General features: G+C 42.6%; 11 protein-coding genes. 7 read left to right on the top strand and 4 right to left on the bottom strand.

The features are described 5' to 3' along the window. The first annotated feature begins 177 nt into the window (after positions 1–177). Both NBH06_RS07460 and NBH06_RS07455 read left to right on the top strand, forming a co-directional pair. Entirely contained in the window at positions 178–882 is a 705-nt protein-coding gene (locus tag NBH06_RS07460; protein ID WP_008862635.1) for an SIMPL domain-containing protein, read from the top strand. 281 nt (positions 883–1,163) lie between these two features. Then, on the top strand, positions 1,164–1,607 hold the full coding sequence (locus tag NBH06_RS07455; protein ID WP_250793573.1) for a nucleoside deaminase: 444 nt from the start codon (positions 1,164–1,166) through the stop codon (positions 1,605–1,607). A gap of 2 nt (positions 1,608–1,609) precedes the next feature. On the opposite strand, the gene NBH06_RS07450 is transcribed toward NBH06_RS07455, so the two are convergent. After that, positions 1,610–2,593: an acyltransferase family protein gene (locus NBH06_RS07450; protein WP_250793572.1), complete on the bottom strand. Its 984-nt coding sequence runs from the start codon at positions 2,591–2,593 to the stop codon at positions 1,610–1,612. A 222-nt stretch (positions 2,594–2,815) separates the two neighbouring features. Here NBH06_RS07450 and rpsA point away from each other — a divergent pair, with 222 nt between their 5' ends. The 5 genes from rpsA (at position 2,816) to purT (ending at position 7,770) form a co-directional block, all read left to right on the top strand. Next, positions 2,816–4,609 (top strand): 30S ribosomal protein S1, encoded by a 1,794-nt coding sequence (gene rpsA / locus NBH06_RS07445; protein WP_008862632.1) that lies wholly within the window; start codon positions 2,816–2,818, stop codon positions 4,607–4,609. Positions 4,610–4,733: 124 nt separating this feature from the next. Further along, positions 4,734–5,654: a ribonuclease Z gene (locus NBH06_RS07440; protein ID WP_046411607.1), complete on the top strand. Its 921-nt coding sequence runs from the start codon at positions 4,734–4,736 to the stop codon at positions 5,652–5,654. A 180-nt stretch (positions 5,655–5,834) separates the two neighbouring features. Next, entirely contained in the window at positions 5,835–6,035 is a 201-nt protein-coding gene (locus NBH06_RS07435) for a winged helix-turn-helix domain-containing protein (protein ID WP_008862630.1), read from the top strand. A gap of 130 nt (positions 6,036–6,165) precedes the next feature. After that, positions 6,166–6,360 (top strand): CDGSH iron-sulfur domain-containing protein, encoded by a 195-nt coding sequence (locus NBH06_RS07430; protein WP_046411604.1) that lies wholly within the window; start codon positions 6,166–6,168, stop codon positions 6,358–6,360. Positions 6,361–6,579: 219 nt separating this feature from the next. Then, complete coding sequence (purT, locus tag NBH06_RS07425) at positions 6,580–7,770, top strand: formate-dependent phosphoribosylglycinamide formyltransferase (protein WP_250793571.1); 1,191 nt, start codon at positions 6,580–6,582, stop codon at positions 7,768–7,770. Positions 7,771–7,879: 109 nt separating this feature from the next. Here the strand turns inward: purT and NBH06_RS07420 are convergent, their stop codons facing one another. From NBH06_RS07420 to NBH06_RS07410, 3 genes are read right to left on the bottom strand one after another with little or no spacing between them, the layout of a single operon-like run. Then, a complete protein-coding gene (locus NBH06_RS07420) occupies positions 7,880–8,161 on the bottom strand; it encodes a T9SS type A sorting domain-containing protein (RefSeq protein WP_250793569.1) in 282 nt (93 codons plus the stop codon). A gap of 2 nt (positions 8,162–8,163) precedes the next feature. Continuing rightward, on the bottom strand, positions 8,164–10,317 hold the full coding sequence (locus NBH06_RS07415) for a beta-glucosidase (RefSeq protein WP_250793567.1): 2,154 nt from the start codon (positions 10,315–10,317) through the stop codon (positions 8,164–8,166). A 10-nt stretch (positions 10,318–10,327) separates the two neighbouring features. After that, positions 10,328–12,391 (bottom strand): T9SS type A sorting domain-containing protein, encoded by a 2,064-nt coding sequence (locus NBH06_RS07410; RefSeq protein WP_250793565.1) that lies wholly within the window; start codon positions 12,389–12,391, stop codon positions 10,328–10,330. Between the last annotated feature and the right edge of the window lie 25 nt (positions 12,392–12,416).

Raw genomic sequence — 12,416 nt, 5'->3', positions numbered from 1 at the left:
CGATGAAAAAAGAAATCGGAGTGAGAAAAAGTCTGATAGATACGGCGAATAATTATCTTTGGAACAGTTCCTGACAATAGATGTGAAAATAGTCTATGTCTTCGGTAAAATTGCAAATAAAATTTGCTTTTGAGTCTGGCATGCATTTTCTTTGTAAGAAATAAAATATGGAAGATTATGAAAAACAAATGGATTGTGCCGGCTATTATCATAGCAGTAGGCTTGTTTTTATTGGGGCAACGAATCGAACAAGGTATCGTTCGTTCGAAGGAGGCTGTGCGTACGGTCTCGGTAAAGGGTTTGTCGGAGCGTGAGGTTCCGGCCGATAAAGTTATCTGGCCTTTGGTATATAAGGAGTTGGGGAATGATTTGGGCACAATTTACCGTACAATCAATACCAAGAATACAATCGTGATAAATTTTCTGAAAGCTAACGGGATATCCGACGCCGAAATTTCTATTGCGGCTCCCGGAATCGTAGATATGCAGGCCGAACGGTATGGAAACCAAAGTGTCCCGTATCGCTATAATGTTACTTCGGTAATAACGGTATCTTCGAATCAAGTAGAGAAAGTACGAGAGTTGATCGTGAAACAAGCCTCCTTGTTGGAAAAGGGGGTGGCTATCGTTTCCGGGGATTATCAGTATAACACTCAGTTCTTGTTTACCAAGTTGAATGAACTAAAACCCGAGATGATTGCCGAAGCCACTCAAAATGCGAGAGTTGCCGCCGAAAAATTCGCTAAAGACTCCGATAGTAAATTGGGCAAAATATCATCGGCATATCAAGGACAATTCTCTATCGAGGATAGGGATGCCAATACTCCTTATTTGAAGCATGTGCGGGTCGTGACCTCGGTGGTATATTATTTGAAGAATTAAGAAGCTGTTTTAAATTTATTGAGAAATAATATTATCATTTCAAGCAGGTATGTTCCGGCCATATTGAACCCCTGTCTTGCATCTTGAATCCCTTGATTTTTGTCAATAGCCCGCTATTGACTGCATATCTCGGACTCCAATCTGCTTCAACATAGGTCTCAATCTGTCTCGGAATAAATTAAAAACAGCTTCTAAGAAAAAGGACAAGAGCTCCTATGTGGGGAATACTGTCAGGATTGTATGAGAAATGATAGTGTTTCCCATAAAGCTTATGAGAAGATATGGTCGATAGAGTAAAGGACGAACGGTTTATGAGAATGGCCTTGCAGGAGGCAAAAGAGGCATTCGATGCCGATGAGATACCGGTGGGAGCTGTCATCGTTTGTAAAGATAGGGTTGTGGCTCGGGCACATAATTTGACCGAATGTCTGGGCGATGTGACGGCTCATGCCGAAATGCAAGCGATTACTTCGGCTGCGGCTTCGCTCGGCGGTAAGTATTTGACCGACTGTACCCTGTATGTGACATTGGAGCCGTGTGTGATGTGTGCCGGTGCGATAGGGTGGGCTCAGCTCGCTCGGGTCGTGTTTGGAGCCGGCGATGAGAAACGAGGTTACCGGCGTTTCGCTCCTCAGGTATTGCATCCTAAAACAGAGGTAGAATGTGGCGTTTTGGCTGGGGAGTGTATCGCTTTGATGAAAGATTTTTTTGCGAAAAAACGATAGAATCAGAGTCCGAAACAACGGCGGATAAGTTTGTTGGGAATCTTCTCTACGATTTTTGCTATGAAAACAGGCAGGTAAATCCCTAATAGAATACTAATGATATAGAGACTCCAATAGGACAATTCGTTTTGTGGAATCTTGGAGTAGAGTATTCTGATGGCTATTTGCGGAAAAATTCCTAATAGAAAAATTTGAAACGTATAGTCTCGGAAGGAGGAGAATAGTCCCGATACTATCGGGGTTAAGTTCAGACACAATGAGACGGAAAAGATTATTCCGGTGAGGTTTAACAGTAAAATCGGGCAGTCGGGAATCAGATTCAGTGCGATGAAAAGAAGGAGCGAAAGTAGGAGACTCCCGGAATGACTCAAAAAACGTTGTATATCGAATTTGCAGAAAAGTATGCCTAAGCAGAAAAAAAGGAACATATATGCCACATTAGAAAGGCAAAGCAAGAATATATCGGGAGGGAAAAATAAATTGAGTACGACACTTCCGATAATTAATACCGCGATTTTGAAATTCCCCGTTATCATATATTTCAGCAAAGGATAAGATAGCATGATGATAAAGAGTGTGGCGACGAACCACATTTCGCTCAACGGGTTGGAGCCGGGATATAGAAAACTGTCGGTAAATTGTCGTAAAGACAATTCTACCGGGCGTTTCATGAATGGTGAGAATATAAACTTGACGGAGAAGGTGAAAAAGGTGAAGAACAAATAGGGGATGCCCAACCGTTTGAGTTTATCGAACACAACTTCTTTATAAGCTAAGTCTCGGCTGATTTTTGTGAAATAAAAAAGGAAACCGGAGATAAACATGAAAAGAGGCATGTGAAAACTGTATATGACACGCTCTATCGTCGCGCTCACCGGAGTTTGAGGATTCTCGAAAATACCGGTTAAGGTAACATGTCCTATTACGACCAATAACATACTCCAACCTTGGAGTATTTGCAACCATGTTATCTTTTGTCTGTTCATGGGTGGGTATATATTCTCTTTAATATAAAACAAAATTATACGCTGTTTATTGTATGGCGGAATTTTTTGTAAAGATGAATATATGTTTATGTCAAAGGGTGTTAGGAGATTATATTTCTGAAATAATTTGCAGAGAGGAAAAGATTTTGTATCTTCGCACCGATTTTAACAAGACCATATAATGTCTAACTTATTAATCAAAAAATCAATTATTTAATTAACATGAGTGAAGAACTAAAAAACAGCCCGGTAGAAAATTTTGACTGGGATGCCTTTGAAAAAGGCGAAGTGTATGGTGATAAGAGCCATGATGAATTGGTAAATACTTATGACCAGTCTTTGAATACGGTAAAAGACAAAGAAGTAATCGAAGGTACGGTAATCGCATTGAACAAACGTGAAGTGGTCGTAAACATCGGTTACAAATCGGACGGTATCATTCCGATGAGCGAATTCCGCTACAATCCCGATTTGAAAATAGGAGATAAAGTAGAGGTTTATATCGAGAATCAGGAAGATAAAAAAGGACAATTGGTTTTGTCGCACAAGAAGGCTCGTGCTACTCGCTCTTGGGACCGTGTTAACTCGGCTCTTGAAAACGACGAAATCATCAAAGGATATATCAAATGTCGCACGAAGGGCGGTATGATTGTTGATGTATTCGGTATCGAAGCATTCTTGCCCGGTTCTCAAATCGACGTTAAGCCTATCCGTGACTACGATGTATTCGTAGGTAAAACTATGGAATTCAAAGTTGTTAAAATCAATCAAGAATTCAAGAATGTGGTTGTTTCGCACAAAGCTCTTATCGAAGCCGAGCTCGAACAACAGAAGAAAGAAATTATTGCCAAACTCGAAAAAGGACAAGTACTCGAAGGAACTGTCAAGAATATCACTTCCTATGGTGTATTCATCGATTTGGGCGGCGTAGATGGATTGATTCACATCACCGACCTTTCTTGGGGACGTGTATCTCACCCCGAAGAAGTAGTTTCTCTCGATCAAAAACTCAATGTAGTTATCCTCGATTTCGATGATGAGAAAAAACGCATTGCGTTGGGCTTGAAACAATTGCAACCCCATCCATGGGATGCTTTGGATCCCGATTTGAAAGTGGGTGACAAAGTGAAAGGTAAAGTTGTCGTAATGGCTGACTACGGTGCATTCATCGAAATAGCTCCGGGTGTCGAAGGTCTTATCCACGTTTCCGAAATGTCTTGGTCGCAACACTTGCGTAGTGCACAAGACTTCATGAAAGTAGGCGATGAGGTAGAAGCCGTTATCTTGACTCTTGACCGTGAAGAACGTAAAATGTCTCTCGGTATCAAACAACTCAAACCGGATCCGTGGGAAGATATCGAAACCAAATATGCTGTCGGTTCTCGTCATCATGCCAAAGTTCGTAACTTTACAAACTTCGGTGTATTCGTTGAAATCGAAGAGGGCGTAGATGGTTTGATTCATATCTCAGACCTTTCTTGGACGAAGAAAATCAAACACCCGTCTGAATTTACTCAAATCGGAGCCGACATCGAAGTTCAAGTATTGGAAATCGATAAGGAAAATCGTCGTTTGAGCTTGGGTCACAAACAACTCGAAGAGAATCCGTGGGACGTATTCGAAGGTATCTTTACCGTTGATTCTATCCATGAAGGTACTATCATCGAAATGCTCGATAAGGGAGCTGTAATTGCTTTGCCTTATGGCGTAGAAGGATTCGCTACTCCCAAACACTTGGTAAAACAAGACGGAACTCAGGCTCAATTGGAAGAGAAACTTCCGTTCAAGGTTATAGAGTTTAACAAAGATGCTAAACGTATCATCTTGTCTCACAGCCGTATTTTCGAAGATGAAGCTAAGGCCGAGGCTAAGAAAGAAAATGCTGCTAAGAAAGCCGCTAAAAAAGCAGCTAAGGCAGACGATGCTATCGTAACTCCTCAAATGGAAAAAACTACTTTGGGCGATATCGATGCATTGGCAGCTTTGAAAGAGAAACTCGACGCAGAGAAAAAATAAGGCGCATTAAAAGCGTATTATAAAGAAAAGACCGGCAATCTTGCCGGTCTTTTTGTTTGATTATGAAAAGTGCAGGTTAAAGTGAGGAAATGCGTATCTTTGTAAATGTCAAAGGAGCTTTGAAATGGGAAAGTTTGAGGTAAATATTTTGGGGTGTGGGTCGGCTTTGCCCACCGCACGTCACTATCCGAGTACGCAGATTCTGAATATTCGCGACAATTTGTTTATGATTGATTGCGGAGAAGGGGCTCAGATACAGTTTCGTCGCATGCGATTGAAGTTTACGAGATTGGGGCATATCTTTTTGAGTCATCTTCATGGAGACCATTGTTTCGGTTTGATCGGAATGATTTCGACTTTTGCGTTAGTAGGTAGGACCGGAGAACTGGTGATTCATGCCCATCATCAGGCAGAGCAGGTGTTTCGGCCTCAACTCGATTTTTTCTGTCGGGACTTGCCTTTTACTGTTCGTTTCGAACCTGTATTGCCGAATAGAACGGAGGTGATTTATGAAGACAAATCTATTAGAGTTCGTTCCTTACCGATGATACACAGGGTTCCGTGTTCGGGTTTCCTTTTTGAAGAGAAAGTAGGAATGAGACATTTATTGGGAGATATGATGAATTTTTATAACGTTCCGGTTTACCGTAGAGCTGCGATAAAGGCGGGAGAAGATTTTGTTACTTCCGATGGTCGAATTATTCCCAACTCATATTTGACGACGCCGGCAGACCCTCCGTTACGTTATGCCTATTGTTCCGATACGGCTTATAACGAGGCTTTGTTACCGATCATAGAAGGTGTAGATTTGTTGTATCACGAGGCTACATTCGGGGACGATGCCGAAGCTCTTGCGAAGGAAACCTGTCATTCGACGGCTCGGCAAGCGGCTATTATAGCTCGTAAAGCAGGTGTAAAGCAATTATTATTGGGGCATTTCTCGGCTCGATATGAGAATGAGCGACAGTTATTAGAGCAAGCACGTGAAGAATTTGCTCCTTCTTTTTTGGCAAGAGAAGAATTGAAAATTATACTGGGGAGATAGTGATTGGGGCAAACAAAATCACCCGTAGAGTGTTTTTATAATGTCTATTTTTCTTTTGTAGAGGGGTATAGATAATATGAAAAAACACATTGAAGCATTAAAATTAAAGAAAAATGTATTAACTTTGTGCCAGATTAAAACAATGTGTTTTCAAGTTGTTTAATTTAAACGTAAAAAAGAATGAATGCAGAAGTTATTGGAACATGGGCAGGACAGGTTTGGAATGCTTTAAATGAGTCCGGAAAATTAACTGTAAAAGGGTTGAAAAAAGCAACGAAACTGAAAGAAAAAGAATTGTATGCAGCCCTTGGCTGGTTGGCTCGCGAAGGTAAAGTGAGCATGTATGAAGTAGATGCAGACATAGAGGTAGTATTGCTTTAATAAAGTGATACGTAGGTTTATAGATCGAGGCGTAGAAATTATTTTCTACGCCTCGATCGTTTAACGGTACAATAAACAAAAGAACCGGATTTGCTGTTTAAGTGAATATAAAACTAAAAAAGAAGCAGCTATGAAAGGAACTATTGTGCCGATAAAACCCGAGGTGGTCGTAAAGGTTATCGAATGCGGTCCATTGCGTATTGGTGGGCATGTAAGAATTATGTTCTCCGATGGGAGTATGGTTATTAAACGACGGGCGTTTATCTGCCGTTGTGGAAAATCGTCGAATCAGCCCTTTTGCGACGGTTCCCATGTCGAAGATTAAAGGTGTTCCAAAGAATTGAAACGGACTTCGAAAACGAGAGCCCGTTTTTTGTTAGTAGGAAGTCCGTTTATTCATTTGTACTCCATTCATTTTTCCTGTATCTTTGCATAAGATGTAAAGAAAGGTTATGTCTCGGTATATAGTTGAGGATAGCCTGCATTTTTTCGGTTAGCATAAGACATTTGTATAAATGAATAACACATACAAAATCAAGTATATATGGTAGAAATTGGAACGGTACTAACTCCTGTCGGTAAGAAAGCTTTGCTTTGCGGAAGTGGAGAATTGGGTAAAGAAGTAGCAATAGAGCTGCAACGTTATGGTGTGGAGGTGGTTGCTTTGGATAAGTATGCCAATGCCCCGGCTATGCAGGTCGCTCATCGCAGTCATGTTTTGTCTATGCTCGATGGCAAAAAGTTGAGAGAAGTGATAGAAACGGAACGTCCAGATTACATCATTCCCGAAGTAGAAGCTATTGCGACAGATACGTTGGTGGCTCTCGAAAAAGAGGGATACTCGGTTACACCTACGGCAACGGCTGCCTACCTGACTATGAACCGGGAGGGCATACGCCGTTTGGCCGCAGAGCAACTGAGATTGCCTACATCGCCTTATAAATTTGCCTCTACACGAGAAGAGTTCGAGGAGGCCGTGAAAGAAATAGGCATGCCATGTGTAGTGAAACCTATCATGAGTTCTTCGGGACACGGACAGAGTGTCGTGCGTACGGCCGATGATATCGATAAGTCGTGGCACTATGCTCAGGAAGGGGGACGAGCCGGAGCCGGTCGGGTTATTGTGGAAGGATTCGTGCAGTTTGATTATGAAATTACTCAACTTACTGTCCGTCATTCTGCTGGAACGACATTTCTAAAACCGGTAGGGCACGTACAAGTAGATGGCGATTATCGGGAGTCTTGGCAACCACAGGTTATGTCGGAAAAAGCATTGCAAAAAGCTCAGGATATAGCCCGGAAAGTTACGGATGCTTTGGGTGGATATGGTATTTTTGGAGTAGAACTTTTTATTAAAGGAGACGATGTCCTTTTCAGCGAAGTTTCTCCGCGCCCGCACGATACGGGAATGGTGACTATGATTTCGCAAGATATGTCACAATTCGCCTTGCATGCCCGTGCTGTTTTAGGATTACCCGTTCCCGGAGTTCATTTCTATGGTCCATCGGCATCTCGTGCTATCGTTGTAGAAGGAGATACGGATAAAGTTGTATTTGGTAACCTCGATGAGGTTCTCTCGGAAGAAGGAGTGCAAATGCGAATTTTTGGGAAGCCGGAAGTTGTCGGACACCGTCGATTAGGGGTGATTTTGGCGACAGCCGATACGGTGGAGGAGGCGCGAGCGAAGGCAGATCGTGCATACAAGAAATTGAAAGTAAAATTATTGCCCAGATAAATGCTAGTTTGAGAAACTGTTTTGGGCGGTTGAATAACGAACGAATTAAAATGAAGAGGCCCGGAAATTCAATTTTCCGGGCCTCTTTGTTGTCTGGAAGTTTTAAAAGCTATTCAACGATGAATTTACCCGTATGAAATTTTTCATCTATTTTATACAAAGCAAGATAGGCTCCCTTTTTTAGATAAGAGGTATCGATAGTGCATTTATCGATTTGTTTGAGTAACATTTGCCCTGTAAGGTCGAAAATGTTTAACTCGGAAGCACAGCCTTTTGCAATTCTGATAATTTCACCTTGTTTAACTACCGAGGGAATTAAGTTGCCTTTTTCGGTATCTTGGCGGGCTTCGTCAATAGCCGAAACAACATTGATTTGAGTTTGGTCTTTCAATTTTATATCGCGAGATGAAAATCCAAGTTCGATGTCGTATAGGACAATCCGAAACCGAACGGATATTGGACCTTTGTACCGGCTTTGTCGTATCCACGATATCCCATCATAATACCTTCGGTAAAATTCACTTGTTTGGTCCCATTATCGTAATAGCTGTTGTAACAGGGATTATCTTCCCATCTTTTTTCAAATGTTACAGGGAGTTTTCCCGAAGGGTTGTACTCTCCGAATAACACTTCGGCCATCGCGGTTCCGGCTTCTTGTCCGCCGTACCAACCCCAAAGAAGACCTTTCATTTTAGGTTCCCAGTCTTGCATTTCTACGTTTCCGCCGGCATTGACGACTCCGATCATCGGTTTGGAGCTCTTTTGGGCAGCTAGGACGAGGTCCTTTACATCTTGGGGCAATCCGAAGGACCGTTCTCCGGCTTCGGCTTCGCTACTTGAATTGTGACCGATGAATGCGACGATTATGTCGGCTTTGTCCAATTCGTTTTGGAACCGGTTTTCATCTCCGTCTTTGAGCCATGCCAAATCGATACAGGCTCCGCCTCCTCCCTGAAAATAATCCAGTTGAATTTTGTAGGCTTTCCCTGCTTCCATTTTCATGGTATAACGTTTTTCACGAGTGGAACCCGATTTGAATTCATCGATGACCGTTTTTCCATCGAGAATTAAACGGAAACCGTCATCTCCTTTCACGATGAAAGTATAGTTCGATGTTTCTTGGGGACGAATTTCACCGGTCCATTTGACCGAGAAATAGTTTTTCTCGACATTGGCAGCATCGGGTCCCGAGGTCCATTCAAAGTTGATACGACTGTCTATGCGGGTAGTTACAGGAGTTCCTGATAGATTCTCGTTGTTGTAAAATTCGGCTTTGAGACCATGTTCGTTCGAGCCGGCAGCTGTATACAGGACATCTTCCATGTGATCATAGAGATCCACGAGTGTGACGTTGATGCCTTTTTCATTTGCCAACTTTTTCAATCCGTCGAAGTAAGACACATAATGGAAAGGTCTTACCAGTCCGCTTCCGCCGCCGGCCGCATAAATTGTAGCGTTATTACCGATTACGGCAATGTTTTTAATCGTATTGGTGTTCAATGGCAGAATGTTCGATTCGTTTTTCAACAACACGATTCCTTCTCTCGAAATTTCCAATGCGGCTTTTGCCGTTTCGGGGTTGTCGAGGGGAATGCTCGGATCTAATTGTTCTTTGTCGAAGAATCCGAATCCGATCATCGTTTGTAAGATATGTTTGACTTTCAAATCGATTTCGCTCATATTTATTTCTCCGGTTTCGAGATAATGGCGCAGAGCTTCCTCGTTTTCGATTTCATTTCCTGCCATTTCCAAATCGAGTCCGTTTTTAACCGCCGGAACACAGTTATGAGTGGAGCCCCAGTCGGACATCACGAGTCCGTTGAATCCCCATTGTTCCCGTAGTACTTCTTTGAGCAACCAGGGATTCTCGGTTGTCCATACGCCGTTGAGCAAGTTATAACTGCTCATGACAGCACCGACTTCTGCATTCTGGACGGCCGATTTAAATGCCGGGAAATAGATTTCATGTAAGGTTCGCTCGTCAATGTTGGAACTCACATAATTACGGTCATATTCTTGGAAGTTGGCCGTGAAGTGTTTGATTACTCCCATCACTCCGTTTTCTTGTAATCCCTTGATATATCCGGTAGAAGTCGTTGCCGTCAAGAAAGGGTCTTCTCCCATATATTCGAAGTTCCGACCACAGAAAGGAGCTCTTGCGATGTTTACGGCAGGACCTAATAGAATATTTACACCACGAGCCTTGCAGTCTTGTGCCAAAGCTGCACCGAACGCGTAGGCCATATCCGGATTCCATGTGGCTGCCAGTAAAAGATCGCAAGGATAAGCCGTGGAAGCTCCCCATGTACCTACGCCCTGCGGTCCGTCGGACATTTTTATAGCCGGAACATTTAATCGGGGAATAGCGCGGGTGTACATCCAATCTATACCACCGATATAGGTCAGGCGTTCTTTTACTGTCATATTTTTTAAAATATCCTCGGCTCTTTTTTCTACTTCGGGAGTAAACCACGATTGGGAGAAAGCCGGTAATGCTAATGATAGCGATAAGGCTATCAAGGGTAGTTTATATCTTCTGGATTTCATGGTTCAATGTTTATTTAACAATTAGTTTTTCTATTTTATTTTTACTTCCGTCATTAGCCGATACAATGTATGCTCCGGCATTCAGTACGATTTCTCGGTATGAAACATCAGTCGTACCTTGTTCGATCACTGTTCCCGACAGGTTATATACCGTGTAGTTTACCGGTTTGCCCTCTGTTTGAGAAATAATGATTTTCCCTTGATCCGCAATGATGGAAAGTGTTTTGTCCTGGGCGGCGTTGATGCCGGCTCCGTTAAATTCTTTACCGAAGATTTGGAATTTAAGGAGTTGAATGTCTTTTGCTCCATTATTAGCTTCTACGTCGAGCATGACTTTGGTGAATCCCGTGGACGAGTTTACGTTATATTTCAAAGTAGAATACCGGGTGGGGAAGTATGTGTCTGTCTGACGGTCGAGTTCTACCCAGCCCAATTCTTCGTTATAAGCATTTAAAATCCATTTGCGAGGATCCCGGTCGGGATAATCATGAGCGTTTGTAAGGGCATAAGATTCGATCGTATAGGGCTTTTCCAAATCTATTTCTACATAAAAACTCGTTGCTTCATGTGCATAATATTTGGTGTTCATGTTCCGGTCGAACAGATTGTAAAATTCTTCGGAGAAATTATCACCCGATTCTCCGATAGGATATGCCGATACATTGGAGTGAACATCGATATTTTCAGTCAGGTCAGTCGGAAAATTTTTGTCTCCCGAAGCGACATAGGGCAGACCGAACAATTGCCATTCTGCAATTTCGAGATTTTCGTGGGTTGCCGCTAATTTGTAATATTGTGCGGCGTCTGCTGCTGCGGTTCCCGGATATCGGGTTATTTCATATAGGTGGGCTCCGTCGAGATCGGTTACTTTATCGTAAGAAATTTCTTTCCATGTAGAGCCATTGGCCGAAGCATATAATTTCCAAGTGTCAACGTCGATTTCACTGTCGATACCTGCTGAGAGTAAAAATCCCGTCAAGAGTACCGGTTGCTGGCATTTGGCTACGATTTCTACATTCGATGTCTCGGGAACATAATAAGTGTATTCATCATTATCGGTCAACAAGCTCAGCGTAGAATTTTCTTGTGTAGAAGAAATTTCGGCCTCGTCGGTAAAATCATACGAGTAAGCGATTTTCTCGACTTCTGGTTTATCTATTTCTTCGGTCGTTGTACATATCTCGAATTTATCGATATTGGGGCCATTGTCCTCGTGTAGTCCGAAAGTCAGGGTGTTTGTTCCCTTATCGAGATATATCAAGGTAGATACCATTGAGGTAGGGGCATTGTCCCAGTTGGGGGAGTCTTTCGTACGAATGATACTCTTTTGATAGTGGTTGACCTTGATGGTGAGAGCTCGGCTCGACCCCATCGAATAGACTTTCAATTCGTAAGTCCCGGCTTCGGGTATCTCGACGTTGTTGAACCGTAAATAGGAGTTAGCGGCTAAGTCGAAGTCTCCGATATATTTGCCTCCCGATAGACCGGCAACGGAAGAACCGTCGGTAGGTTTTACTTTCAGGTTTCCGAATAATTGAGCGGTTTCGGCTTCGAGAACGATAGGAAACTCTCCCGGTTTCGGAAGCTCTACGTCGGTTGTAATGATTTCGAATTTATCCATATTAGGGCCACCGCTTCCCATAGGAGTAATTTTTATCGTATTTTTCCCTTTATCCATGTAGATATAGGTACTCATTTTGTTTGTGGGAGGTACGTCCCAACCCGGTGTCGTATTGGAGACCGTCGATATGTATTCGGAATAGTTATTGACTTTAACGGCAATAGACCTATTCTGCATACTCATGTAATAAGTCTTGAATTCATAAGTCCCGGCTTCGGGCACTTCAATATCGTTAAAAACTATGGAGCTACCGGGGTCGTTATCACCTACATATTTACCGCCCGAGATTCCTTCTACGGTACTACCGTCGACAGGTTTTACTTTTGCAGGCAGTGTGATTATTCCCTTTTCTGCTTCGAGCGTTACAAGCACGTCTTGGGCTTGTAGCCACGGAGCTGTCATTAAAGCAGCTCCTAACGACATTAGTCGCCAGATGGAATATCTGTTTTTCATGATAAAAAAGTTTTAGTAAAGAGAG

Source organism: Barnesiella sp. B2-R-119 (assembly GCF_023656675.1).
Taxonomy (GTDB): Bacteria; Bacteroidota; Bacteroidia; order Bacteroidales; family Barnesiellaceae; genus Barnesiella; species Barnesiella intestinihominis.
The sequence above is the reverse complement of the archived record's forward strand: the minus strand, read 5'-3'. Positions and strand labels throughout refer to the sequence as shown.